Below are 25,246 nucleotides of genomic sequence, written 5' to 3'. Positions count from 1 at the left end.
CTTAGGTGGCACCATTATTTGGTTGGGTCTACTAGCTGTCATATTTATTGGAGCAAACACATAGCAAGCGGCTGTTGTCACACCTTCGGGGCAGCGGCGACCTTTCCGCTGCTTCGCGGCTCTGAGTCCGCCCCAAAGCCGGGCGTTATGCACTGGTAGTCTATTGGTAAGTTTCAAATATGGAAGATGAAGTAAGTATTTTTAGTACGTTGGCAAAAGATTTGACTGTATCTATTTCAATCGGCATGCTCTCAACCGCTGTCTTTTTCTATTGTTTTGTATCGCTCCGAAAATCTGGAAAAGTATCGCAGCTCAAACGTTTTAGCTATTTTTCCGCAGGTTTTCTTCTGTATTTTATCGGTAACATTATGAACTATACAGTTGTCCCAGTTCTGAGTTTGGTATCAGCTGACACGGGCCTAAATGTGGTAGATGTGGTCATGGATGCAATCTATTACGTACTAAACTTTGGGGCTACGGTGTTCTTCTTTATGGGAGCGCGTACAGCATCGGTGCAGGTTCGTACATAGCAAACGCAGGGAGTTTGCTCCGGCCCTACGGGCCTCCATGGGACGCCCAGCACTATGCACATTTTGTGCAGTGCGGTGCGCTCCCATTTTTGCGCAAAACGCGCACAAGGTATGCTGCCCCTACTGGCGGCGTTATGTGATTGAGCGAGTCCAGTGATCAATTTTCATGGAGAGAAAATGAGTCAAGTAATTAAGATATTCATGCTCGTATTGTTGGCTGGGCTTAGCAGCTTTGCGAGTGCAAAATACGAAAACAGTCAGATAACCTTCAACATCAAAAGAGCTTCTGATTCATATTCGGTGTCGTTCGCAGTGGTTGAAGGCACCTTTGGGGCAAAAATTCCCGGTAAGTTGATGGAGGTTGACGGTGACTTTAACTACAAAGAGGATTCCGGGAAATTTGTTAGATATACGTTTATTTTTTGGAACCAGACAGCGGCCGGAGTTGATACCAAAAATCCAGAGGTATGGAAAGGCCAGGCAAAACTGATCCCCGGAGCAACAATTGTATTGGCCAAAGCTCCCAGTATGGAGCTCTCGGTAGCACTTGCGAAGTGATTCGGATAACAAGCGGTTGTAGCCGCAGCGAAAGATGCGATTGGGACGGCCTACGCCACGCTTTGGCTGCTCTTGCTGCGGGCATTTTTTTAGGAAGATCGAGTCATGACGGAAAGAGTATTGCCTACACCAGAAAAATTTGCTTCATGTCCATATGACGAGAAGATTCTTCCGTTCTACGAAGGGCAATTCGAGGCAGTGTACGTGATGCTGCATCCATTTTTGAAACCGGACAGCTTAAATATTGAGCGATTTTGGCCTGGTAAATGGCCTGCAAAGCAGGAAATTATTAATGGTTGTTCCGCGATTTCGTGGCAGGATATTCTCAGATTAACAAAGCTCTCTAGTTTGGCTGATATTGATGTAGGGTTAAGAACCAGTATCGGAGGCATTAAGAAAGAGCTTTCAAATGAATATACGGATCCAGGCTTAAAATTTAATCATTTAATCGCTATTGTTTTTGGTGCAGGATTTGTGGTGATCCCAATGGGAATCATGCTCGGGTATATATCTGCATAGAAAAGTACTTTAGGGCGGCATCTTGCTCTGTGCGATTTTTGTTCGCATCGCTGTGTGCCTATTTTCGCGCTAGTTAAAGGCGCATAAAACAAGATGCGGCTGAGAGCGGCGTTATTACCTATAAGAAAGGAATTCCGAGAAGTGATCGAGAATAGTCAGGCAGTGATTGATGCTTTCAATATGTTTCAGGATCAGTATTCCCAGGTGGACAAGCTGTGGAACTACTTCGGCGTTATTAGTGTGGCTGTGGCGGGCTTTACCATTGGTAGTGAAAAGGCTTCTAGAAGTATCTGGGAACCCTTGGCGATAATTTTTGGTTACCTGATATTTTGTATCGGAAACTATCAATCACTTATAAATGGGCATACGTTCCTGTATTCATTGGCAACCAAGTACAATGAACTTGCTAAGCCAGCGGGGTTGGATACTCTGATTATTCATCGGCCGGAAAGAGTGACGGAGTTCTACTTTGCAGTTGTAATAACATTTTCACTGGCAATAATTGTTGTTTCTTGGTCTAGGCTGAAAAGCCATAACAAGGGCCGGAAACAGATTGCCAATAGTGTTACTTAATCTTCTTGCGCGATTGTGCGCAAATCGTGCTCCTGTTTTGGGGCCGACGTTATGGTAGGAAGCCGTTGTCTTAAAAAAGGAGGATTTGTGAAGGAATTATTGAGAAATTGGTGGTCTGCCTCTGAAGCTCATGAGAAAAATGCATTGGTCGTATTGGGCGTCATTCTTGCAGGAATCTTTATTTTTACATCGGGAATTGCATTAGGTCGAATCATGGCTGTGCTTGTATAGAAATATCTGTATCAAGTCGGCGTATATCCCTCGGTTCTGTCTTTCCAATGTTCATATGAGATTATTCAAAGGATGCTGACCGAGTGGTTGCATTTTCTAGTATGACCTTAGTTAAGGAGGGAGCATGAGGAATGGAGGACAACGCTATAGGCACGTGTGGTACAAATTGTTGCTCATCATGCAATGAGGGCGTGAGCTTCAGGTCAGGAACGATGAAGTAACAGCTTCGGCAGTTCGCGCAGCTTCCAAGTACATGCACGACATGCCTTTTGAATACAAATAGTGTGTTGATGCCCCCTTGCCAGATAAGCGGACTTATAGCCCGCTTGTCATTCTTCGCAATCCCTAAATTCTCGTTATTTGCTGGTTAAATATTCTTTTTTGACACAGAAGGCTTTACGGCCAGAACTGCAGGAATGTCCAAAGTTGCTTAAGCGATCTGCGAAGATTGCGGGTGTGTAGGCGCATTCTTTACCGTTTGATGAACGACACAGTGCAATTTCGCCCCTTTCACAGCTGCCGTCACAGGCTGGCGCCGTGCCCCGCCATTTGCCGGCTCTATTTAACTTTTTGTAGTCTACTACCTGAGGGAAGGAGGACACCTTTACGCAAAACGCTTTTTTACCGCCCAATGCGCAAGGTGCCCCATATTTTTTAGGGGCCGGAACCGGGGCCGATTCGGCATAGGCACACTTTAGCTCGCTGGTAACCCCTTTGATGGAAACGGGTCCCGAGGACGTACAATACGCGAAGTGGTAGCTATCGCAATGCCCGGCACAGGCGGGGGCGGTTCCTTCCCATTTTCCTGGAGGCGGTAGCGTTTCTGCCAGAAGTGATATTGGAATAATAACGAGAGCGAAGGACAGGATTAAGCGCATTTGATACAACATGGTATTACCTCTCATATCAAAACCATACAAATAGGAAAATAATTCTAAAAACGTTTATCTTTTAGAATTTTCTCCCGGTCAATTTAAAGTAGCCCAATATTGGTGCAGCGCACTAAAAAGCGCCAAAGCTGAGAAAGTTTTCTCACCCAGAGTGGGAGAAGAGTAATGCAGTAGGCTGTGAATATTGAGATATTGCGCGGGTAGATATATTCACCGAAGTAATGGACAAATAACTTCTTCAGAACCAGAATTTGTGAGCTGGCAGTCAAACTTGAAGCGGTAAATTCAGTAGAGAGCCAAGGCTGGCGAAAAGGTACTGTTTGTAGCGTCCTAAATTATAAAATTATCGAACGATCAAGGAGGGAGTATGCTGCGTATATTGGTCTTACTTTTGATCCCGTGCTTGGGCATGGCGAAGACGGTTGAGGAAGAGCTTATATATTCTCATGATAAGCAACTGAAAGAATACATGCTCAACCACAACGTCGAGCCGCTGGCTACCATGTCGGAAGAAAGTTATTTCTTTGTAGCGGCGATCGGGTTGCTTGAAAGCCGCGAAAACGTATTAAAAACCGCGAAAAATCTTGATGTTAAAATGGTAGAAATCGCTAATGACAAGATTGTCATAAACGATGGTACCGCAGTACTTTCCGGAATTATCAATATTGATGGTTCCGTTATGGGGCATCCGCTGCCTAAAAAAATGCGGTATTTAAGCGTGTTTGTAAAAACGGAAAATGGCTGGAAGCTACAGGCCAGGTCAATAACCCCGGTATTTATGCCGCCTGGGGCACCCGCTTAGTAGACTCGAATAGGCAGCCCCGGTGGGGGCGGCTATTTTTTATGGTGGCCACATCGGGTGAGTTCTGATGTGGCTACTCCGTCGTCTTTATTGTTCGATCGACTCTACATTGGGGCGCTTGCGGTGATCCGTGAGTACTTTACCTGCGCCCATTTCAAATTCGCTCAGTGCTTCCATAATACGTACCAGGCAGTTGTCCCGCAGGGCTTCAAGCTCGCGGATAGACTGGTCGCCGGCCTGTTCCTGGGTGCCCTCTACCATACGGTCAATCAGGGTATCGTTCAGTTCAGGGGCTTCCAGTTTGGTCCACGGGAGCTTCAGCGCCGGGCCGAACTGTTCCAGCATGTGGCGCATACCGGTTTCGCCACCGGCCAGGTGGTAGGTGAGGTTGGTACCCATAAAGGCCCAGCGGATGCCGGGACCATAGGTGATGGCCTGGTCCAGCTCGCCGGTGGTGGCGACACCATCGTTTACCAGGTGCAGGATCTCTCGCCATACGGCTTCGAGCAGACGGTCCGACAGGTGCCCGTCGATTTCGTTGCGCACGTGCAGCGGGTGCATACCGATTTCTTTGAAGAAGGTTTGCGCGCGCTCAATGGTTTCCGCGGAGGTCTGTTCGCCGCCGACAACTTCTACCAATGGCAGCAGGTACACGGGGTTGAATGGGTGGCTTACCACAAAGCGTTCCGGAGCAACCATTTTCTGCTGCAGGACAGAAGGCTTGAAGCCGGACGTGGAAGAGCCGATCAGTGCATCTGCCGGTGCGGCCTGGCTGATCTCTGCCAGCAGGTCGATCTTCATGGCTTCCCGCTCGGGGGCATTTTCCTGAATAAAGTAGGCGCCTTCACAGGCCTCGGCCAGCGAGCTGGCAAAGCGCAGTCGCGCTTTGCTGGCGCCTTCTACCATGCCGATTTTCTCCAGCGCCGGCCAGGCGGTATCGACGCTCTCGCGGAGCTTGCGTTCGGCTTCTGTGCCCGGATCCCAGGCGACGACATCGTGGCCCTGAGCCAGCAGACGGGAAACCCATCCGGCACCGATAACGCCGGTGCCGATCACTGTTGCGTGTGACATGTAGCCTCCTTAGCCCTGTACTTTCAGGTTCAGACGCTCGCGGGCTTCTGCAGGTGTGGCTACGGTGCCGCCCAGCAGTTCCACGATGTTGCGGGCTTTTTCTACCAGCTGTGCGTTGGTGGCGAGCTCGCCGCGCTTCAGATAAAGGTTGTCTTCCAGACCTACGCGCATGTTGCCGCCCATCAGCATCACCTGGGTGGCCATGGGGAACTGATGACGACCAATACCGAAGCCCGCCCACTGAGCGCCTTCCGGCAGGTTATCGACCATGGATTTCAGGGTGCCGATATCGGGCGGCGCACCCCAGGGGATACCCATGCACAGCTGGAACAGCGGCGGCTCGTCGAGCAGGCCTTCAGCCATCATCTGGTTGGCAAACCACAGGTTACCGGTGTCGAAGATTTCCAGTTCCGGTTTTACGCCCAGTTCCTGTACGCGCTTGGCGCCGAGGCGCAGCATTTCCGGAGAGGAGATGTACACCAGGTTGTTGTCACCGAAGTTGAGGGAGCCACAGTCCAGGGTGCAGATTTCCGGACGCAGCGCTTCAATGTGTACCAGACGCTCCATGCCGCCCACCAAATCAGTGCCATCCGCGAAATCCATTGGGTTTTCGTCCGGGCCCAGCAGCAGGTCGCCACCCATACCGGCGGTCAGGTTGATGACGACATCGGTATCGGATTCGCGAATGCGCTCAACCACTTCGCGGTAGAGTGATACGGAACGGCTCGGTGCGCCGGTTTCCGGATCGCGCACGTGGATGTGGGCAATGGCGGCGCCCGCTTTGGCCGCAGCAATGGCATCGTCGGCAATCTGTTTCGGGGTTACGGGTACGTGGGGGCTCTTATCTGTGGTGGCCCCGGCGCCGGTGAGGGCGCAGGTGACGATCACCTTGTTGTTCATCTGCATTGGCTCGCTCCTGATCGAGAGAAGAGGGTAGGGTGGCTATGCTAGAGATCGGTGAAAAAACGGCTCGCGGAAATCCGCCGGTTTGTTTTGATAATCCGACAAGAACTGGGAAAGTACGGGGTTTTGTTTGGTCAGTAATTACCGGGCGGGCGGACACCAAAAGGTGAAATCAGGTGGAGGGCAGATTGCGATCCTTACTGGGGCTGATGTCGAATTCATGGCGGTAGGCGGAACTGAAGTACGCCGCGGACTGGAAGCCGCAGGTAATGGCAACTTCGAGCACGGTCATGTCGGTCTGCCGCAATAGCTGGCGGGCCCGGTCCAGCCGCAGCCGGCGATAGTAGCGCTTCGGCGGGGTGTCGAGCTCATTCTTGAAGGTGCGTTCGAGTTCTCTTACCGAGGTTTCACAGCGGTCGGCAATCTGCAGGATCGAGAGCGGTGCGGCGAGGTGTTGCTCCATAAACTGCACGGCGCTGATCAGTTTTCTATTGGTGGTAGCGAGCCGGCCCCTGAGGCTCATCCGCTGCGCGTCTTCACCACTCTGGACATGGGTATAGGTGAATTGTTCGGCCACAGCCGTGGCGAGCTTCTGGTCGTGCGCGGCGCCGATGATATTGAGCATCATATCCAGGCTGCTAAGGCCTCCTGCGGCAGATACCCGGTTTTCCTCAATGACGAATCGCTCGGGGACGGCTTGAATCGCGGGGTAGCTTTCCTGAAAACCGCTCGTGGCCTCCCAGTGCACTGCTGTTCTCTGCCCCTGCAACAGCCCAGCCTTTGCCAGTACATGTGCTCCGGTATCCACACAGCCGAGACTGACGCCGTTGGCCGCGAGTCTTCTCAGCTCTGAATACAGGGTATCGCCACAGCCTTCCAGCGGATTAAAGCCCGAGATCACGATGACCGTCTGATATTCAGCCGGGCAATCCGCAATTGCGTACTCCACATCCAGGGCAATGCCATTGGAGGCGGTGACCGCAGAACCGTCTTCAGACAGGAAGGTAAATTTGAACAGTGACTTGTCGGCCAGGCGGTTGGCTACCCGCAGTGGTTCCGAGCAACAGGCGAGGGCAAAAAAGGAAAATTGCGGGACCAGCAGAAACCCGATGTGCACCACATCGCTCTGCCCGAATTTGGGCGGCTGAAAAGTATCCAGGCTGTCGAACTCGGGTGAATTGTCGGTCATGTCGGAATTTGTAAAGAAAGCATCGCATTTCAAAAAGTATATGCCGGGCCAGCCATTAGGATAGTCGCAGCTTTATACGCCGGCGGATATTTTTCCCGCCGATCAGATTAATAACTAACTGGAAGTTGAATGCGACCCAATAGTCTGACTACTCATTCCGATCATAAATTAAATCCTATCGCGAAAGTTATTTTCGCATCCCTCACCGCTCTGCTTGGCCAGACAGCTACCGCTCAGGAGAGTGGCACTGACCGTGCAGACGATAGCCGTAATTTGTCTCTGGAGGAAGTCACCGTGACTGCCCAGAGAAAATCCCAGAACCTGCAGAGTGTTCCGATTGCAGTGTCCGCGTTTGGCGAAGAAGCCATGGAGCGGGGCAACATGCTGGATGTCGAGGATATTTCCGCAATGACTCCGGGATTTTCTTTGTCCTCCTACAACCCGGTAACGCCGCAGCCGTACATTCGCGGCGTCGGTACAAACTCCAGCTCCGTCGGTGACGATGCCTCTGTAGGTGTGTTCATCGACGAAGTCTACGCTGGTCGCGCCGGCGGTTACCGCGCGGACATGTTTGATGTTGAACGTGTGGAAGTACTGCGTGGCCCGCAGGGCTCGCTGTACGGCCGCAACGTTGCCGGTGGTGCGATCAATGTAATTACCAAGAATCCGACCGACACCTTTGAAGCGAAGGCGAAGGTTACCGGAGGTAATTACAACCTGAAAGAATTTCGTGGAATGGTAAGCGGCCCGATTGCTGATAGCGTCAAAGGCCGTATCGCCGTTTCCCGCCGTACCCGCGACGGCTGGATCGAGAACGTCAATACTGGCAACGATGACCTGGGTAACCAGGACAACCTGTCTGCACGCGGCAAGCTGGCCATCGAGCTGGGCGATCGTACCGATCTGATGCTGAGCGCGGACTACGCCACCGATGACCTGACCGGTTCCGGTGCCCGCAGCATTGTCGGTTACGAGGAAATCTTCGGCGCTGCGCATCCCACCGAAAACGATCCGGGCAAAGTCGACAACTTTGTCGACGGCTATGCCGATCGCGATATGTATGGTGTGTCTGCCAAGCTGACCCACTCCCTGGAAACCGTGGATCTGGTATCTATCACCGCATACCGCACCCAGGACTACACCTTCAACGACGACATGATGGGACGCTACCTGGCTGTGGCCGGCGCAGCGATGACCAATGATGCCGCCGAAGAATCCAGCCAGTTCAGCCAGGAACTGCGTATTCAGTCTGCCGGTAGCGAAGCGCTGGAGTGGACTGCAGGCCTGTATCTGTTCCAGGAAGAAGTGGATCGTGTAGAGAGCTTTGACTCTTCCCGTGTATACGACCTGATGGGATATGCAGGTCTGAGTTCCCGTCCGGTCTGGGACGCGAGCAACGAAACCACCAGCTACGCGGTATTCGGTGAAGCAACCTATCACTTCTCTCCCGCGTGGAGTGCCAGCTTCGGTGGCCGCTATACCTACGACCAGAAAGACTTCAGCAGTGTCGCCACCGGCGCACCGGATCTGTTTGGCTTCCTCGCCGAAGACTACGCGGTGACTGCGGATAAGAGCTGGAAAAAGTTCACCCCGAAAGCCACGGTAACTTATACCACTGAAGATGCGGACATTGTCTACGGGACCATCTCCCAGGGTTACAAGGCCGGTGGTTTCAATGGCATTGCCGCAACAGAGCAGGGCGCAACTGTTGCCTTTGATCCGGAAAACGCTACCAACTATGAGCTGGGTTTCAAGACCAGCATGCTTGGCCAGCGCGTACGCCTGAACGGCGCCGTGTTCTATCTCGACTACACCGACCTGCAGAGCTTCACCGTCGACCTGGAAACGGGCCAGGTTGAAACGGCAACCGGTGATGCCGAAATCAAAGGTATTGAGCTGGAAGCCTCTGCGCTGGTGACCGATGCCCTGATGCTGGCACTGAACTACGGCTATACCGATGCCGAGTACGTGAGTTTTGAGGCAGACCCGGAAGTTGTGGGCAACCGACTGGCGCGTACGCCGGAGCACTCCGCTTCCGCCAGTGTCAACTACGAGTGGATGCTGAGCAATGGTTCCGCCATCAACTTCAACGCCAACGCGATGTACCAGGGCGAGGTGTTCTACAGCGTGGGTAACACCGAGGGCGCATCCGATGCAGAGCGCACGCTGGTGAACACCAATGTTACCTGGGACAACTACGAAGGTCTGAAAGTCTCGCTGTGGGGCAAAAACCTGACCAATGAAGAGTACGTTGTTCACGGGTTTGAACAGGCCGGTATGGGCTTTGCCATCATGGGTGAGCCTACCACCTGGGGTATCAGCGTAACCAAAGATTTTTTCTGATTACGTTGTGCCCTCCAGGGGCGCCAGAGATTTCTGGTGCCCCTGTTTTTTTATCCTGAGCAGGAAAATTACCCGTGAATTTATCCCAACGTCAGGACCAGCCTCGGCTGGATCTTCCCGTCTTTATCCCCGCATTTGGCATTGCGATTATCGCTGCCGCCTTCCTGGTTTTGCGGCCGGAGCAGGCGGAAGCCTGGGCGGCACATTTGATGTCGCTGGTTACCAGCCAGTTTGGCTGGCTGTTTGTATTTTTTGGCTTCGGCACGTTCATATTTGCGCTGTGGCTGGCTTACGGCCGCTTTGGTCAGGTGAAACTCTCGCGCACCGATGAGCCACCGGAATATTCTGAACTGAGCTGGGCGGCGATGATGTTTTCCGCCGGTATCGGTATCGGCCTGGTGAGCTGGTCATTTGTCGAGCCGATCTACTATTTATCTTCACCGCCGCTGCATATTGAGCCGCACTCCGCTAAGGCTGCAGAGTGGGGGCATATGTACACGCTGTTCCACTGGAGCTTTGTGCCCTGGGCGCTCTACGCGGTGCCATCGGTGGCTGTGGCGTATATGCTGCACGTTCGACGTCGTCCTTTTCTGCGGATCTCCGAAGTCTGCCGCCCGCTACTGGGGGATCGTGTAGACGGCTGGATCGGCAAGGTCATCGACACGCTGATTATTCTTGGTCTGATCGGTGGTGCCGGCACTTCTTTAGGGCTTGGTGTGCCACTGGTTTCGTCGCTGACGACTTCCTTATTGGGTATCGAGGAAAGCATGGCGACCCGTCTGGGTGTGATTGCGTTCTGGACGCTGATCTTTGGCGCCAGTGCCTATAAGGGCCTGAAGGCCGGTATCCGTATCCTGAGTGATATCAATATTTTTCTCGCTGTTGCGATTGTGCTCCTGGTACTGTTTGTGGGGCCGACGGTATTCATCCTGTCCATGTCTGCCAACAGTGTCGGCCTGATGCTGGACAACTTCCCCCGCATCAGCTTCTGGCTGGACCCTATTAAACACGGTGGCTTCCCAGATGCCTGGACCCTGTTTTACTGGGCCTGGTGGATTGCCTATGCACCGCTGATGGGTTTGTTCTTCGGGCGTATTTCCCGCGGGCGAACCATTCGCCAGATGGTGCTGGGTATCCTGCTGTGGGGCAGCCTTGGCTGTATTTCTTTCCTGAGCATCTGTGGCTCTTACGCGTTGCACCTGGAGCTGTCTGGCACTCTGGAAGTATCCCAGCTGCTGAGCGAGCAGGGGATTCCTGCAACCGTGGTGGCGATCGTCAAAACCTTGCCCTTCAGCCAAGTGGTGCTCGCGGCATTTACACTGCTGAGTTTTGTATTCCTCGCGACCACACTGGACTCTTCGGCGTACGTACTGGCAAGTATCAGCACCAAGAACCTGTATGGCGAACAGGAACCGGGGAAACGTAATCGTTTGGCCTGGGCCTTTGCCCTCGCCCTGATCGCTGTTGGCCTGCTGTTTGCCAACGGACTGGATACGGTCAAGTCCCTGACGATCATTCTCGCGTTGCCGCTCACTGTGGTGTTGTTGCTGATATTCCGTTCCCTGACGCGGGTACTGAATGACGACTTTGGCGTTGCGGTGCAGAAAGATGCACTCATCGTGGCGCCGGCCACCATTGAGGCGAATAATTTTGATAAGGAAACTAAAAATGTTTAGATCCAGTTTAGTCCTGGCCGCGTTGTTGCTGGCTCCTTTCGCGCAGGCGAACGACGAAAGCCGGCAGGAACTCGAAGAGGTTGTGGAAGAGGGCGGTGTAGCCTCGTTTGTGGCCAATGCGATTGCCCATGCAAAAGCCACCGTAAAAGAAACCTCCATGACCGCCATCAGCAAAGAGTTGCGCCCATACGACCAGCGCTTTTTCCCCGAAGGCGAGGGCAAAGTGCCGACGGTTCTGTTCTTTCACGGTTGCAGTGGTCCTACCGCCAGCCATGAAAAGGACTGGGCCGAAAAATTCAACGGTGCTGGCATCGGCATGATCGCGGTCGACAGTTACGAGGGCCGCGGTATCGACTGGCAGCAGGCGTGTAACTTCCAGGCAATGACCCCCTGGCAGCGTTCCGCGGATATCCTCGCCACCATTGAAGACGTCAAGAATGATCCCCGCGTGGATGCAGGCCAGCTCTATCTGGCCGGTTTCTCCCACGGTGCGGTCACCATCTGGGCGGCACTGGCCCAAGCCTCTGCCAAAAGCGCGCCTTTCAGTCTTGCCGAATGGCCGAAGGTTGGGTTCGAGCAGCACGTACAGGGTGCTTTCATGTTCTATGGCTCCTGCATGCAGCTGTGGACTGTGGACGTGGATAGCGTGATGTTCCTCGGTGCCGACGACCGCTATATCCAAGAAGAAGTCTGTCAGGCATACAAGCCCAACCACCCAGAAACTGCCGGCAACCTGACGGTGAAGATCTATCCGGGCGCCACCCATACCTTCGATCATGCCAATCCGAACCAGGCGAATATCGACGCGGGTTCCGTATACGATGCAAAAGCGACGGAAGACGCCTGGCAGACCATGCTGAAGATGATCAAGGGCAATCAGTAATGGCGAGTGTACGTACTTTTTCCGGTGTAGCGCACACCTGGCTGTGCGATGAAATGGGGCATATGAACACCCGCAATTACGTGGGAATGTTCGATGATGCCATGCAGCACTTTATGCTGGTGCTGGGGCACAACGCCATGGTCGATGGTGAACGGAGGTTGGGCTGGGCCGATGTGCGCCACGAGATCGATTACAAAGCCGAAGTTCCGGAAGGTGCGCTTGTGCATGTGGACTGTGAAGCATTGCGAATTGGCAACAGCTCCATTACCTACCTGCAAACCCTGTACTTGAGTGAGAGCGGAGAAGTGGCTGCGGTAAACAAGGCCACGTCGGTACTGTTTGATCTCAAACAGCGGGGTACGGCACCGATTCCGGATGTGATGCGGGAGAAGGCGCAACAGTATATGGCTGCCGCTGAGTAATCCTTCTCTCCAAAAATAAAAAAGCCCCGGGAAGTTTTTCCCGGGGCTTTTTTTATGGAGGTCTCTTTATTGACCTGTCTTGATGGAGCTATCTTTCCAGGCCATTAAAGCTCAGTCTGTGGCTTTACTGCGGTGGCTCCGGTAATTCGCCCAATCACGCCCTGTTTTATCCGGGCTGCAGTGTTGCTGATATCCACGCCGACGCCATAGAGCGCAGGCACCAGTAGCAAGGTCACAAAGAAGGCGACAAAGACCCCGAACGCCAGCGCCACCACAATTGGTTGCAAAAATGCAGCCTGGATACTCCGCTCCATCATCATCGGCAGCAGGCCGACAATAGTGGTGATGGTGGTAAGCAGGATCGGGCGGAAGCGGGATACGCCGGCTTCCACGACGGCCTTCAGTGGCTCCATGCCCCGATCGCGTAAGCGGTTGCAGTGATCCATCAATACCAGGTTGTCGTTGACCACAACCCCAGCCGCGGCGGCGATACCGAAGTAGCTGAAGATGGCCATGGTCATGCCCATGGCGGCGTGGCCCAGAATGGCGCCGACGAAAGCAAACGGGATGGCGACCAGGATCAGGATTGGCTGCGCGTAGCTGCGGAACGCAATGGCCAGCAGGCTGTACATGGCGAAGAAAGCCATGGTGTAGAGCCCGAGTACTTCCTGGATAAAGCGTTTTTCACCTTCCGCCTGGCCAATCGCGCCGCGGATAATACCCGGGTAGCGCTTTTCCCAGTCCGGGAAGAAGTTTTCGTTCAGGTCCTTCATGATGTCGCCGCGTACATCGTCTTTCAGGTCGGCCATAACCCGGGCTGCGCGGTTGCCATTCCAGCGCTGGATGCGCTTGATACCCGGGGCATACTCCAGATCGGCGACAGCGAGCAGGGGTACTTCGCGACCATCGGCGGTGCGCACCCGGAAGTCTTTCAGGCTTTCGATGGAGCGGCGGGCCTCCAACGGGTAGCGCACCATGACTTTCACATCCTGGCCGGCTCTGGGCAGGCGCTGTACCTCTTCGCCAAAGTAGGCCTGGCGTACCTGGCGGTTGACCTCGGCCAGGGTCAGGCCAAGCTTGGCTGCCCCCGGTTTCAGGTCGATGCGAATCTCTTCTGAGGCACCTTCCAGGTTGTTGCGAATATCGTACAGGTTCTCGTAAGTACGCAGCTTTTGCTCGAGATCTGCCGTGGCTGCGCGCAATACGTCCAGGTCCGGGTGGCGAATGGAAAGTTCGAATCCGGGACCGCTGTTGTTGAAGGAGTACTGGACAGAGACCTCCTTGGCATCCGGGATATCACCCAGCAGCTCCCGCAAGCGCAATGCGGCTTCTTTGGCGGTCATGTCGCGCACTTCCGGCGGTGCGAGCTGGACGATGGCCATGACGCTGTCGCGGCGAGAACGGGTATACCAGTTTTCGATCAGTGCGCCCTCACCATTGGTGCGCTGGTTCACTTCCTGTTCCAGGCGCTTTTCCGCATCCTGCAACTGTGCCAGCACTTCCAGCGCGCGGCTGTAGGGCGCACCTTCCGGCATCACCACATTGACGATTACCTGGTCAGATTCGATCTCGGGCATGAAGCTCTTTTTCACCCAGCCATTGCCGAACATTCCGAAGCCGACCATAAGCACCGCAATAAAAATACTCAGGGTGAGGTAGCGGCGGTCGACCGCCCACTGGCCGATGCGACGGTAGTGGTTGTGCGCAAAGTGCACGATACCGTCGGCAATTCGTTTCTGTATACGACCGAAGCGGCCGAGCTTTGTGCGGGGCTTCAGGTTGCTCAAGTGCGCCGGGAGGATAAACAGCGACTCAATCAGCGAGAATACCAGCGCGAGTATCACCACCCAGGTGATATGGCGGGTGAAATCGCTGGTAGAGCCACTGATAAAGATCCACGGCAAAAAGGCGAGGATAGTGGTAACTACGGCAAACACGACCGGTTTGGCCACTAGCTGGGTGCCGATCACAGCCGCATTCAGGCTGCCCCCGGGGCCCTGATGCTCGGGATTATGGGACTCGGTATGGATGCTTTCACCGACGACGATTGCATCGTCCACCACGATCCCCAGAACCAGCAGGAAGGCGAAGGTCGACAGCATGTTCAGGGATACACCGACGGTAGGCAGCAGTACGAAAGCACCCGCGTAGGCAGTGGCGATGCCCATCGCAACCCACAGGGCTACTTTCGGTCGCAGGCTGAACAACAGCACCAGCAGTACCAGGATCAGGCCCTGGAATGCGGAGCTGCCGATGGTTTCCAGGCGGCCTTTGAATTCATCCGCATTGTCGGTCCAGAGGGTGAGCCTGGCACCGGTCGGCAGCGTTTCACTGCGCTCTTCAATCCACTTGCGAATGGATGCCGAGGCGGTGACGATATCCATGGTCTCGGTACTCATCACCTGCAGCAGAACCGCGGGTTCGCCGTTCAGGGTGGCGAGGATCTCGTTGTCTTCGAAGCCGTCCACGATGGTGGCAACATCGCCAACGCGAATGGTGCCGCCGTCGGCAGTCTGGCGAACGATGATTTTGGCAAATTCCTGCTCTGTGTCGGCCTGGTTGCGTACCTTGAGCTGGTAGGTACCAACTTCAGTGCGCACCGCGCCGGCGGACTGGTTGAGCGAGTTTGCGCGAATCGCATCGGCGACTTGCTGGAAGGTCAGCCCGTAGCGGCGCAGGGCAAGTTCGCTCACTTCGATGGAGACTTCTTCCATGCGCGTGCCGAACAGTTCCACGATGGAAACTGCGGGTAGAGTAGCGGCTTCACGACGCAGTTGTTCTGCCAGTCGCTTCAGCTCGCGTTCGCCCAAATCACCGTGGACGGCTACACGAATAAACTCTTGCCGGTTTACCCACTGGTGTACCTGTGGCGGTTCGATATCGCGGGGAAAAGAAGAAATGCCGTCCACCCGGATTTTTACGTCGTTCATAAAGCGGGCAAAATCCACGTTGGATTCCGCGAGGATATAGACTTCCCCCATGCTCTCCCCGGAAGAGGAGCGTACCCACTCAATGTTGTCGAGGTCGCTTACTGCTTCCTCGATGCGCGAGACGATCTGTTCTTCCACTTCCTGCGGTGCTGCACCGGGCCAGGAAACGCGAATTTCCAAACCGGGGAAGCGCACCTGCGGGTCCATCTCACGCTCCATGCTGCCAAATCCAATCAGGCCGGCGACAAAGATCCCGATCATGGCGAGGTTGGCGGCTACGCTGTTGCGGGCCCACCACTCAATCAAACTGTTCATGAGTACACTCCGTTAATTGCGGGCCAGCTGGGTGATGGGTTGTACTTCCATACCATCAATGGCGTTGGCGATGGTGGACGTTACCACGCGCTCGCCGTCTTCCAGGCCGGAAGCAATAACTACCCGGTTTTCGGAGGTGGAGAGTATTTTTACGGTGCGAATATCCAGGCGGTTGTCTTTGTCGATTACATAGACTTTGTCGGCACTGCGCAGTGCTTCACGGGGAACAACCAGTGCGCTCTGTTCCTGGACACCCTCTGCCTCAGCGGTGACAAACAGGCCCACCGCCAGTGGAACGCCGTTGCTCGCGCCTTTGCCGTAGGGATCCTGGACTTCAGCGACGGCGTAGATCAGGCGGGTTTGCTGGTCCACGGCCGCCTGGGTGCGCACGATCCGGCCCTGCCAGTGGCGCTCCTGAGAGCCTACCTGGGCGGAAAGGGTAACCTGCGGGCCCGGGTTATTTGTGGTACTCACAAAGCCCATCGGCAGTGCCAGTTCCTGTAGCTGGGTATCGGTGAGAGGCAGGCGAATTTCTACCCGGTCGGTAGCGAAAACACGGCCCAGTGATGTGCTTGCGGTAACGTACTGGCCAACGCCGACTTCCCGGTTAACGACCCGGCCGCGGAATGGCAATTTGATTTTTGTGCGCGCGAGGTTGAGTTCCGCATCGGCCAGTTCCGCCCGGGCAGAGCGTAAGTTGGCTTCCGCTTCGGCTACCTGAGGCTTGTTAACCTGTAATGGGGTGGGCTCTTTGTTGGGGTTGAGGGCAAGCCACTGCTGGCGTTTGACCGTTGCCGCCGCCTCGGCCTGGAGTAGCAGGACTTTGGCCTGTTCTACGCCCGCTTTGGCGCGCGCGACCGCGAGGCGGAAGTCAGCGTCGTCCAGTTGAATCAATGTTTCCCCGGGTTCAAAGCCAGCGCCTTCGGCGAAGTTGTCGGCGATCGCGACAATGCGGCCCGAGACCTGTGGCGTAAGGTCGATTTCAGTGTGGGGGCGAACCTCGCCCTGGGTGGCCACGGAAAGGTGAACCGCTTCCTCCCGGGCCTCTGAATAGAGCAGCGATACCAGGCGCTGCTCTTCTTCTTTTTTCTCTGGCGCAGGTTTAGTTGCGGCCATCATTTGCACTACCCCAAAGCCCAGTGCGATCACGGCAACCGGAGCGGCCGCTTTCAAAAATTTGTTTTTCATCTTTCTCATCTTGCCTGGATTGCGGAACTTGCCATTGCGACGGTGGATCCGGTTTGGAATTCATGGAATCACGAATATCCGACCATTGGCTACGTGCCGGTCGCCGGAACGAGCTGGATCAGCGTTGAATGTCATTTTTGCCAGTCGGGGTTAGGACAATCTCATGGCGGGGTTTGGATGCAGGAGAAAAATAAATATTTTCAGGTTGGGGTTAACGTGATGATTATGGTGTCAGTCCGGCTGCACCATATTTACTGCAGCCGGCGTAACTGGAACGGTGGTTCAGGTCTGAGCTTCTAATGTCTCGCGGGCAGGAGAGGATTTTGCGATACCAAGGATCATCTCCGCCGCGCGTTCGGCCACGGCGATCACCGGCGCATTGGTATTGCCGCTGACAATATTCGGCATGATGGAGGCGTCGATGACCCTGAGGCGGCCTACGCCGTGCACGCGCAGCTCGCCGTCGACTACTGCCATAGCATCATTGCCCATGCGGCAGGTGCCTACCGGGTGGTAAACACTCTCGCCGTGTTCCCGAATAAACCGCTCGATATCGGAGCGGGTTTGCAGACGTTTTTCCGGTAGCCACCAATGCTTGTGGTACTGCTGGAGTTCCGGTTGTTCGATGATTTCCCGCGCCTGCTCGACCCCTTCGATCAGTACCGAAAGGTCGTCCGGGTGATCCAGAAAATTGGCGTCGATCAGCGGTTGATCGCTAGGGTTCGCGGTTTTCAGTTTGACGCTGCCGCGGCTCTTGGGGCGCAGCCCGCACACATGCAGGGAGTAACCGTAGCCACCGGGGCGGTGGCGCCCGTGGTCAAACAGAGGCGCGGAGGTGAGGTGGAATTGCAGGTCCGCATACCCGCGGGCATGGGACGAGCGACTGAAGCCGCCGGCCTCGGCGCCGTTGCTGGTGAGCATGCCTTTGTTGCGCAAGAGGAAAGCGGGCAGGCTGGCTGCCGCCTTGAGAGTCGGCCAAAGCGAATTGGAAAATGTGATCGGGCGATTGACCTTGATGACCTGGGTGACATCGAGATGATCCTGCAGGTTTTCCCCGACACCAGGCAGATGGCGCCTGGTCTTGATCCCCACGGTTCGCAGGGTTTGTTCATCGCCGATTCCCGACAGTTGCAGCAGCTGTGGCGACTGCAGTGCACCGGCGCAGAGAATGACCTCGCGGTGGGCACTGATCCGGGCCCCATCCAAGAGTTCGACCCCCGTTGCCGTGTCGCCTCGCAGAAGTATTCGGGCAACACGGACGCCGGTTTTGATATTGAGGTTGTGGCGTGCGGCGGCGGGCTTCAGGTAGGCCGTGGCGGCGGAACAGCGGGAACCGTTTTTCTGGGTGACCTGATAAAAACCAAAACCCAGTTGGGAGTGGCCGTTGAAATCCTCGTTGGCCGAATGGCCTGCACTGACGGCGGCGGCGACGAACGCCGCACCAGCGCGGGTTTTCCAACGCAGGTCGGAAACGGCGAGGGGGCCGTTGTCATTGTGGTGGGTATCGCGGCCGCGCTCGTTGCCCTCGGCTTTCAGGAAGTAGGGCTGCAGATTTTCCCAGTTCCAACCCGTGTTGCCAGCCTGTTCCCAGTTGTCGTAGTCGTGGGGGTTGCCGCGGATATACACCATGGCGTTGATCGAGCTGCAGCCGCCGAGGGTCTTGCCCCGTGGCCAGTAAAGACTTCGGTTGTTCAGGTGCTTCTGCGGGACGGTGTAATGGGGGTAATTGTACTTGTCCCCGGCAACCAGCAGGCCAATGCCAATGGGCATGCGGATCAGCAGGCTGTCGTCCGGCGGGCCCGCCTCCAGCAGGCACACGCTATAGCGACCGTCTGCGCTCAGGCGGTTGGCCATAACGCAGCCGGCCGAGCCGCCGCCCACAATGATGTAATCAAACGCGTTTTCTTCACTCATGCCGCACTCTCGTTATTTTTGTTGTGAGCCCGGACTGTGTGGCTATTACGGCTCGCCGGCGATCAGCCTGAGGCTCAGTTTGCAGTTTTCCAGTAGTCGATCGAGATCGATCAGCTCGGGGCTGACCAGCCATTGGTAAATAGCGCCGAATACCAGGGCGCAGTACTGCTCGGCGAATGCTTCGCCGGCAAGCCCGTGTTTTCCTTTCTGATTGCATTCGCTAATCCAGCGAACCGCTTGCTTGCGCTGGTTTGCGTGAATTTCCTGTAGTTTCTGGGTGGTCTCGGAGTGGTGATCGATGGTGTGGTAGTAGAGTTTGTACATCGCCCGCAGGTGGTCGGGGTTCGAGCGGACAAAGTTCTGCAGCGCGCTCACCGCGGCGATGATGGTGTCCATGCCACTTGTGTTGGCGACAGAGCTGTCCAGTTCCGCGCACCACAAATGATGCAGGTGTTCGATGAGGGCGCTGTAGAAAACGTCTTTGGTTTTGTAACGGTATGCCGCAAGTCCACGGCTGTAGCCGGCGAGGATACCGATATCGGCAAGGGTTGCGCGCTGCGGTCCCTGGTCGACGATTAGGCGGATCGCGGCGTCAAACATCTGGCGGTCCGACTGTGCGGTGCGCTCGGCCTGCGTGAGGCGCTCGCGTTGTATTGTTTTTTCCGTGCTCATCTTTTCTGGCGTGGGGTCTCTTGATCCGGGTTCGGTATCGGCCGCAAACGTTGGCGGGATAGTTAAGCAATCTGGCGCCTGAATGCAGGATTGTGTGAATGGGGTCCAGTTTAACCAAAAAACATACTTGTCACAAGCAAGTATGTTTGCCTATGATTGGCTGGACGATGCCGCTCAGGTGTCGAATACGGCGAATTCAAGGAGGCAGCGTCATGCAGCGCATACTTTTCGACAGTGACCACGAGATGTTTCGCGACTCGGTGCGCAAGTTCCTGCAGGCAGAAGCGGTACCGAATATGGAGCAGTGGCGTAAACAGGGAGTCGTGGACCGGGAAATATTCCGCAAGGCGGGGGAGCAGGGTTTCCTGTTTATGTGGGCCGAAGAACGCTTCGGCGGGCTGGGGCTGAACAATTTCCGCTATGAGCAGGTATTGATAGAAGAGCTGTACCGAGCTGGTTGTGGGGATGTGTTCATTCCCACCCACAATCGTCTGGTTGGACGCTATCTCGGCAATCTGGCCACGGATGAACAGAAGGACCGCTTTTATCCCGGTTGTATCAGCGGCGAGATCATTCTCGGTATCGCCATGACGGAACCGGATACCGGCTCGGATCTCGCGGCGATGAAAACCCGTGCTGTAGACTGTGGTGATCACTGGAAGTTGTCCGGGGCCAAGACCTATATCTCCAACGGCATTATTGGTGATCTTTTTGTGGTGGCCGCGAAAACCAGTGATACGGAAAAGCATGGTGTCGGCCTGTTTCTGGTTGAGCGGGGCATGGAAGGGTTCAGTCGTGGGCGCAACCTGGACAAGCTGGGTATGAAGGCGCAGGACACGGCCGAATTGTTTTTTGATGAAGTGCGGGTGCCCAAAGCCAATCAGCTGGGTGACCCCGGCAAAGGTTTCTATTACCTGATGCAGAACCTGGCAGAGGAACGGCTACAGAGTGCGACCTGCTCACTGGCCAATGCCAAGGCTGCGCTTGAGGAAACACTGGAGTTTACCCGGGAGCGCAAGGTCTTTGGCCAGCCGGTAGCCAGTTTCCAGAACAACCGCTTTCAGTTTGCCAGTATGCAGACTGAGCTCGATGCGGCTCAGGTATTCGTGGATCGCTGCGTGATGGATTTGAATGCCGGTACGCTTGAGGGGGCGGATGCAGCGAAAGTGAAGCTCTTCTGTTCTGAGCTGGAAGGCCGCGTCGTCGATCAGTGCCTGCAGTTTCACGGCAGCGCCGGCTATATGGATGAATACCGGATTTCCCGCCGTTATGCCGACGCGCGTATTTCCCGTATTTACGCCGGCACCAGCGAAGTGATGCGGGAAATCATCTCCCGGGACATGGGGCTGGATTTCCGCGAGAAAAAGCCGAAGACCGCATGAACGTAAAAAATAATTGGCTGCACCGGAACAAAAATTAGAGGGCAACATCGTGAAAACTAGAATCACCGAAATGCTGGGCATTGAATACCCGATTGTCCAGGGCGGCATGATGTGGGTTGGCCGCGCCGAGCTCGCATCCGCGGTATCCAACGGGGGCGGGCTGGGCATTATTACTGCACTGACCCAGCCAACGCCGGAAGATTTATACAAAGAAATTGCACGCTGTCGGGAAATGACCGACAAGCCCTTTGGTGTGAATCTCACCATTCTGCCGACCATCAAACCGGTGCCATACGACGAATACGTACTCGCAGCGGTTGAGGGCGGAGTGCGGGTGATTGAAACCGCGGGGCGCAGTCCGGCGGAATTCATGCCGCTGTTCAAGCAGCACGGGGTGAAAGTCATTCATAAATGTACGTCGGTACGTCACGCACTGAAAGCGGAAGCGGTGGGGTGTGATGCGGTGAGTGTGGACGGGTTTGAATGTGCCGGTCACCCGGGGGAAGACGATGTAACCAATCTGGTGTTGCTGCCAGCGGCGGGTGCAAAGCTTTCTGTTCCGATGATTGCTTCCGGCGGCATTGGTACCGGGCGGCAGCTGGCGGCAGCACTGATGCTGGGTGCGGAAGGTGTCAACATGGGTACCCGCTTCGTCGCTACCCAGGAGGCGCCGGTGCATCAAAACGTCAAGCAGGCCATGGTGGACGCGGATGAGCGGCAGACGACACTGATTTTCCGCTCGCTGCGCAACAGTGCACGGGTATTCAGTAACTCGGTTGCGCGTGAAGTGGTATCCATCGAGGGGCGTCCTGGCGACACTGACTTTGCCGACCTCCAGCCTCTGGTTGCCGGCGTGCGCGGCCGTGAGCAGGTGTTGGAGCAGGGAGATGTCGAGGGCGGGATCTGGACGGCGGGGCAGGTGATCGGCCTGATTGACGATATTCCCACTTGCGGTGAGCTGCTTGCGCGGATGGTGCGCGAGGCCGAGCAGATTATTCTGGCGCGGGCAAAGGCGCTCTCAGCGGCGAATAAACCAGCGGGATTGGTTGAACACGCCTGAGTTTGTCCGGGTTCGCTTTAGGCCCTCATCTTAACGTCGGTTGACAGCGCGGTGAGGGCCACTTATTTTCGAGATGTTTTCGATACCAAAACGATATTGAACAGGTACGGCCTGCTGCGTAGCTACACGGGACGCGGTAACGGCGGTGAGAGAGAAAACATGCTGTTATTGGCTCCTGAGTGGATTTCGCTATCCGCCGTGGTGGTCAATGTTTCCGGAATAGACTGCAGCCGGAGAATTACTCTTGATTGAGTCGCCTCCGAAAGCGGAAATTCGACCCAGGATCATTGCCCAGCCGGCAAAGCTGTCCTGTCCGCAAGCGCCGCCGTTCCAGATCGCGCGCGACGCGCTTTGCCAGCAGCTGGTGGATGGCCAGGGTGCACGTGTTTCCCTGATACGCGCACCAGCGGGATTCGGGAAAACCACCCTGATGCGTCAGGCTTTTGAGCATCTCAATGCGTTGGGGGTGCCCACCGCCTGGATGCGCCTCGACCTCACTGATAACGACACGGCGCGCCTGCTGCATTTTCTGGCTCGTGCCCTGCAAAATTTTTCCTCCATCGAATGGGATATTCCCCAGGGAGACACGCCGGGTGCAGCCGCTCTGGATCTGTTGGACAGGGTTGAAGCCTTGCCAGCCCCTTTCGTGCTGTTCCTGGATGATATTGAAGTGCTGCAGAACACCGTGGCGCTGGCTATCGTGCGGCAACTGGTAGAGAAGTTGCCGGAAGGTGCGCGCGTGGTGATGGGCTCCCGCACCCAGCCTGATATCGGCCTGGCAAGACTGCGTGCGCGAGGCCAGCTGCAGGAAATTGACACCAACAACTTGCGGTTCAATGTTTCGGAAACCTCAGAACTCTTGTCGCACCGCTGTGGTCTGGAGCTGGATAGTGACAGCATAGGGCGACTTCACCAGACCACGGAGGGGTGGGCAGCAGCACTGTGGCTGGCTTATCTTGCACTGGAACAATGCCAGGACCCGGTCGCACTGGTGTCTGGTTTTTCCGGTTCCAGCGCGCTGGTGGCGGATTACCTCGGGGAAGAGATTCTGTCCCGCCAGCCAGATGATCTGAGGGAGTTCATGCTGCGCACCAGCATACTGCCGCAGCTTAATGGCGAGCTTTGTGATGCGGTTTGTGGGGAGCCGGGCAGCCAGGTGCGCTTGCATGCCCTGTGTCGAAACAGCTTTTTGCTTGAGCCGATGGACGATCAGGGGCATTGGTTCCGCTATCACAGCATGTTTTCGGCCTACCTGCAGGCACAGTTGCACCTGCGCATGCCGCAAATGGTGGCGCAGCTCCACCGCGCCGCCTCGGAAGCGTATCTGCAACAGGGGCGACTGGTGCCTGCGATCGAACAGGCGCTGAGATCAAAAGATTTTGAGTACGCTTTGCCACTGTTCGCACAACATGCGGAGCGCTTGCTGGGAGACGGACGTGGACTTTTGCTGACACGTCTGATGTCACTGGTGCCGCCTGGGCCGTTGCGTCAGTGGCCGAATTTGCAGGTCGTGCATGTTTGGGCGATCGCCTTTACCCGTGGTGGTGCCGAGGCGATGGAGCAGCTCAACCAATATGTGCATGAAGCCCCACCAGCCTCTGAGGTACACCTTCACAGCATGGCATTGCGTCCGATGCTGCTGTCCATGCTTGACCGCCATGACGAAGCCTATGCTGTAGCAGCGGAAAATATTCATCAGCTGCCGATTGAATATACATTTCCCCATGCGATTCTGCGCACTTCACTGGCCTACGTGGCGCTGGTAATCGGGCACTATCGGGAAGCCCAGGACCTCCTGGACGAAGGGCGCCGGCTTCAGGTGATCGATTTCAGCCCGTTTACCCATATCTATGCGCAGTGCGTAGAAGGTGCCATTGAACTGCTACAGGGCCGCTTACGTCAGGCTGCCGCGCGCTTCCGCCTGGCCGCTGGTGTGGGTGACCAAACTGGCAGGATAGTTACTAATGGCAATGCCATGGCTGCCATTCTCCTTTCCGAAGTCTGGTATGAAAGCGGGCAGTTTGAAGATGCCGAGCGCTTGCTCCATGTCTATGTGCCGCTGGTGCAGCAACAGGGGGTGCCGGATCACCTTATCTGCGGGCATCGAAACCTGGCAAGAATTCTTTATGCCCGTGGCGACACGGAAGGTGCCTTCCAGACAATCACCGAGCTTGAATATTTTGGCTACCGCAACGAGCTACCGCGATTGGTTGCTAGCGCTCGGCTCGAACGCAGCCGAATCTTTTTGCTGGAAGGGGACCGATCCGCATCGCGCGATGAGCTGAAGCGTGCAACCAATGCAGGGGATTGGCAGAAATTCGACAGCTGGTCGCTGTTTGGTAGCGATCTGGATTCCCCGGTGGATGCCGAGCTTCGCTGGAAAATTCACTTTGGTGACCCGCAAGAGGCGGTCCGGGAAATCAAGGGCCTGGTCAGTGCCGCAGAGGCCGGCGGTCGTGGTCGCCGCGCGTTGAAATTGCGTTTGTTGCACGCCCTGGCTCTGTTTCGGGGCGGCAACGAAAAGGGGGCGTTTCGGCAGCTGCGGGAAGTGCTGAAAATTGCCGCATCGGAGCACTATGTACGGCTGATTCTGGATGAGGGCGCACTGGCGTTACAGCTGCTTCAGCGCCTTGCCCTGCATCAGGGGGTCGCATTTGATCCCCTGAACCAGGGGGATGTCCCGTTGCTCTTCCGGGAGCTGGTTCGCAGTTCCACTGCTGATACCGGGCAGGCGCCAGCTGCGGTCACAAAGCAAGACGGACAGCCACTGGAAAAGTTGACCCGCAAAGAGTTTGAGGTGCTCAAGCTTCTCGGCGAGGGGCTTTCCAATGGTGCGATTGGCGAGCGCATGTTCGTATCTGAAAATACCGTGCGTACGCATCTTCGCAACATCAATGCAAAGCTCCGGACCCAGAACAGGACCGAAGCGGTGGCCGTTGCGCGCAAGTTGAACCTGATTGGATAACGCCTCCATCAGCGCCTCATGGAGCGCGCTGCCTCCTGCTCCAGCATATTTGCCGAGTCTATAGCCCTTTCTGCATCAGCTCTATGTACGCATAGCCGTTTACTGATGATGCAAACCCGCGGATTCCTGTGCTGGGATGCTTCATGGTTGTCGCTGTATCAGTCAGTCAGGCGCTGAAATTTCATCGGATTGGACGAGTTTTTTTCACCCCCGGCTTCGCATACTGGCAC

General features: G+C 55.6%; 21 protein-coding genes. 14 read left to right on the top strand and 7 right to left on the bottom strand.

What is annotated here, in order from left to right; all coding sequences use genetic code 11:
- Nucleotides 1-179 precede the first annotated feature (179 nt).
- From LC093_RS04030 to LC093_RS04005, 6 genes are all read left to right on the top strand, one after another.
- Complete coding sequence (locus LC093_RS04030) at nt 180-530, top strand: hypothetical protein (protein ID WP_226662368.1); 351 nt, start codon at nt 180-182, stop codon at nt 528-530.
- 177 nt (nt 531-707) lie between these two features.
- Entirely contained in the window at nt 708-1,088 is a 381-nt protein-coding gene (locus tag LC093_RS04025) for a hypothetical protein (RefSeq protein WP_226662365.1), read from the top strand.
- Nucleotides 1,089-1,193: 105 nt separating this feature from the next.
- Entirely contained in the window at nt 1,194-1,607 is a 414-nt protein-coding gene (locus LC093_RS04020; RefSeq protein WP_226662362.1) for a DUF2711 family protein, read from the top strand.
- 141 nt (nt 1,608-1,748) lie between these two features.
- Nucleotides 1,749-2,180: a hypothetical protein gene (locus tag LC093_RS04015; RefSeq protein ID WP_226662358.1), complete on the top strand. Its 432-nt coding sequence runs from the start codon at nt 1,749-1,751 to the stop codon at nt 2,178-2,180.
- Nucleotides 2,181-2,267: 87 nt separating this feature from the next.
- Nucleotides 2,268-2,411 (top strand): hypothetical protein, encoded by a 144-nt coding sequence (locus LC093_RS04010; protein ID WP_226662357.1) that lies wholly within the window; start codon nt 2,268-2,270, stop codon nt 2,409-2,411.
- A 1,257-nt stretch (nt 2,412-3,668) separates the two neighbouring features.
- Nucleotides 3,669-4,103, top strand: a complete 435-nt coding sequence (locus LC093_RS04005; protein ID WP_226662354.1) for a nuclear transport factor 2 family protein — start codon at nt 3,669-3,671, stop codon at nt 4,101-4,103.
- Nucleotides 4,104-4,190: 87 nt separating this feature from the next.
- Here the strand turns inward: LC093_RS04005 and LC093_RS04000 are convergent, their stop codons facing one another.
- The 3 genes from LC093_RS04000 to LC093_RS03990 all read right to left on the bottom strand — a co-directional run bounded on the left by LC093_RS04000 (nt 4,191) and on the right by LC093_RS03990 (nt 7,266).
- Nucleotides 4,191-5,174: an L-carnitine dehydrogenase gene (locus LC093_RS04000; protein WP_226662351.1), complete on the bottom strand. Its 984-nt coding sequence runs from the start codon at nt 5,172-5,174 to the stop codon at nt 4,191-4,193.
- Between the two features lie 9 nt (nt 5,175-5,183).
- Entirely contained in the window at nt 5,184-6,080 is an 897-nt protein-coding gene (locus tag LC093_RS03995; protein ID WP_226662350.1) for a 3-keto-5-aminohexanoate cleavage protein, read from the bottom strand.
- Between the two features lie 169 nt (nt 6,081-6,249).
- The gene (locus LC093_RS03990; RefSeq protein ID WP_226662347.1) at nt 6,250-7,266 is read right to left on the bottom strand and encodes a GlxA family transcriptional regulator; all 1,017 of its coding nucleotides are present in this window, start codon (nt 7,264-7,266) and stop codon (nt 6,250-6,252) included.
- A 129-nt stretch (nt 7,267-7,395) separates the two neighbouring features.
- On the opposite strand from LC093_RS03990, the gene LC093_RS03985 reads away from it, so the two are divergent.
- The 4 genes from LC093_RS03985 (at nt 7,396) to LC093_RS03970 (ending at nt 12,590) form a co-directional block, all read left to right on the top strand.
- Nucleotides 7,396-9,609 (top strand): TonB-dependent receptor, encoded by a 2,214-nt coding sequence (locus tag LC093_RS03985; RefSeq protein ID WP_226662345.1) that lies wholly within the window; start codon nt 7,396-7,398, stop codon nt 9,607-9,609.
- 74 nt (nt 9,610-9,683) lie between these two features.
- Nucleotides 9,684-11,285, top strand: a complete 1,602-nt coding sequence (locus LC093_RS03980; protein ID WP_226662343.1) for a BCCT family transporter — start codon at nt 9,684-9,686, stop codon at nt 11,283-11,285.
- Complete coding sequence (locus tag LC093_RS03975) at nt 11,278-12,168, top strand: dienelactone hydrolase family protein (protein ID WP_226662341.1); 891 nt, start codon at nt 11,278-11,280, stop codon at nt 12,166-12,168. The genes LC093_RS03980 and LC093_RS03975 overlap by 8 nt, the downstream gene beginning before the upstream one ends.
- On the top strand, nt 12,168-12,590 hold the full coding sequence (locus LC093_RS03970; protein ID WP_226662340.1) for an acyl-CoA thioesterase: 423 nt from the start codon (nt 12,168-12,170) through the stop codon (nt 12,588-12,590). The genes LC093_RS03975 and LC093_RS03970 overlap by 1 nt, the downstream gene beginning before the upstream one ends.
- A gap of 104 nt (nt 12,591-12,694) precedes the next feature.
- Here the strand turns inward: LC093_RS03970 and LC093_RS03965 are convergent, their stop codons facing one another.
- Both LC093_RS03965 and LC093_RS03960 read right to left on the bottom strand, forming a co-directional pair.
- Nucleotides 12,695-15,835, bottom strand: a complete 3,141-nt coding sequence (locus LC093_RS03965; protein WP_226662339.1) for an efflux RND transporter permease subunit — start codon at nt 15,833-15,835, stop codon at nt 12,695-12,697.
- 12 nt (nt 15,836-15,847) lie between these two features.
- Nucleotides 15,848-16,954, bottom strand: a complete 1,107-nt coding sequence (locus LC093_RS03960) for an efflux RND transporter periplasmic adaptor subunit (protein WP_226662337.1) — start codon at nt 16,952-16,954, stop codon at nt 15,848-15,850.
- Here LC093_RS03960 and LC093_RS03955 point away from each other — a divergent pair, their 5' ends adjacent.
- Nucleotides 16,955-17,323, top strand: a complete 369-nt coding sequence (locus LC093_RS03955) for a hypothetical protein (RefSeq protein WP_226662336.1) — start codon at nt 16,955-16,957, stop codon at nt 17,321-17,323.
- On the opposite strand, the gene LC093_RS03950 is transcribed toward LC093_RS03955, so the two are convergent.
- Both LC093_RS03950 and LC093_RS03945 read right to left on the bottom strand, forming a co-directional pair.
- A complete protein-coding gene (locus LC093_RS03950) occupies nt 17,306-18,937 on the bottom strand; it encodes a GMC family oxidoreductase (RefSeq protein WP_226662334.1) in 1,632 nt (543 codons plus the stop codon). The genes LC093_RS03955 and LC093_RS03950 overlap by 18 nt on opposite strands.
- A gap of 45 nt (nt 18,938-18,982) precedes the next feature.
- Nucleotides 18,983-19,609 (bottom strand): TetR/AcrR family transcriptional regulator, encoded by a 627-nt coding sequence (locus LC093_RS03945; protein WP_226662333.1) that lies wholly within the window; start codon nt 19,607-19,609, stop codon nt 18,983-18,985.
- A 212-nt stretch (nt 19,610-19,821) separates the two neighbouring features.
- Between LC093_RS03945 and LC093_RS03940 the strand changes: the two genes are divergently transcribed.
- The 3 genes from LC093_RS03940 to LC093_RS03930 all read left to right on the top strand — a co-directional run bounded on the left by LC093_RS03940 (nt 19,822) and on the right by LC093_RS03930 (nt 25,016).
- Nucleotides 19,822-20,991, top strand: a complete 1,170-nt coding sequence (locus LC093_RS03940; protein ID WP_226662330.1) for an acyl-CoA dehydrogenase family protein — start codon at nt 19,822-19,824, stop codon at nt 20,989-20,991.
- Nucleotides 20,992-21,040: 49 nt separating this feature from the next.
- Nucleotides 21,041-22,051, top strand: a complete 1,011-nt coding sequence (locus LC093_RS03935; RefSeq protein WP_319004900.1) for a nitronate monooxygenase family protein — start codon at nt 21,041-21,043, stop codon at nt 22,049-22,051.
- A gap of 244 nt (nt 22,052-22,295) precedes the next feature.
- A complete protein-coding gene (locus LC093_RS03930; RefSeq protein WP_226662327.1) occupies nt 22,296-25,016 on the top strand; it encodes a LuxR C-terminal-related transcriptional regulator in 2,721 nt (906 codons plus the stop codon).
- Nucleotides 25,017-25,246: the final 230 nt, after the last annotated feature.

Source organism: Microbulbifer aggregans, assembly GCF_020524005.1.
GTDB classification, from domain to species: domain Bacteria; phylum Pseudomonadota; class Gammaproteobacteria; order Pseudomonadales; family Cellvibrionaceae; genus Microbulbifer; species Microbulbifer aggregans_A.
The sequence above is the reverse complement of the archived record's forward strand: the minus strand, read 5'-3'. Positions and strand labels throughout refer to the sequence as shown.

What these genes read in the sequence shown, in the direction of transcription:
- LC093_RS04030 (WP_226662368.1), top strand. Translation starts at nt 180, where the DNA reads ATGGAAGATGAAGTAAGTATTTTTAGTACGTTGGCAAAAGATTTGACT.
- LC093_RS03940 (WP_226662330.1), top strand. Translation starts at nt 19,822, where the DNA reads ATGCAGCGCATACTTTTCGACAGTGACCACGAGATGTTTCGCGACTCG.
- LC093_RS04005 (WP_226662354.1), top strand. Translation starts at nt 3,669, where the DNA reads ATGCTGCGTATATTGGTCTTACTTTTGATCCCGTGCTTGGGCATGGCG.
- LC093_RS03995 (WP_226662350.1), bottom strand. Translation starts at nt 6,080, where the DNA reads ATGCAGATGAACAACAAGGTGATCGTCACCTGCGCCCTCACCGGCGCC.
- LC093_RS03970 (WP_226662340.1), top strand. Translation starts at nt 12,168, where the DNA reads ATGGCGAGTGTACGTACTTTTTCCGGTGTAGCGCACACCTGGCTGTGC.
- LC093_RS03990 (WP_226662347.1), bottom strand. Translation starts at nt 7,266, where the DNA reads ATGACCGACAATTCACCCGAGTTCGACAGCCTGGATACTTTTCAGCCG.
- LC093_RS04020 (WP_226662362.1), top strand. Translation starts at nt 1,194, where the DNA reads ATGACGGAAAGAGTATTGCCTACACCAGAAAAATTTGCTTCATGTCCA.
- LC093_RS04025 (WP_226662365.1), top strand. Translation starts at nt 708, where the DNA reads ATGAGTCAAGTAATTAAGATATTCATGCTCGTATTGTTGGCTGGGCTT.
- LC093_RS03965 (WP_226662339.1), bottom strand. Translation starts at nt 15,835, where the DNA reads ATGAACAGTTTGATTGAGTGGTGGGCCCGCAACAGCGTAGCCGCCAAC.
- LC093_RS03975 (WP_226662341.1), top strand. Translation starts at nt 11,278, where the DNA reads ATGTTTAGATCCAGTTTAGTCCTGGCCGCGTTGTTGCTGGCTCCTTTC.
- LC093_RS03950 (WP_226662334.1), bottom strand. Translation starts at nt 18,937, where the DNA reads ATGAGTGAAGAAAACGCGTTTGATTACATCATTGTGGGCGGCGGCTCG.
- LC093_RS03985 (WP_226662345.1), top strand. Translation starts at nt 7,396, where the DNA reads ATGCGACCCAATAGTCTGACTACTCATTCCGATCATAAATTAAATCCT.
- LC093_RS03945 (WP_226662333.1), bottom strand. Translation starts at nt 19,609, where the DNA reads ATGAGCACGGAAAAAACAATACAACGCGAGCGCCTCACGCAGGCCGAG.
- LC093_RS03960 (WP_226662337.1), bottom strand. Translation starts at nt 16,954, where the DNA reads ATGATGGCCGCAACTAAACCTGCGCCAGAGAAAAAAGAAGAAGAGCAG.
- LC093_RS04000 (WP_226662351.1), bottom strand. Translation starts at nt 5,174, where the DNA reads ATGTCACACGCAACAGTGATCGGCACCGGCGTTATCGGTGCCGGATGG.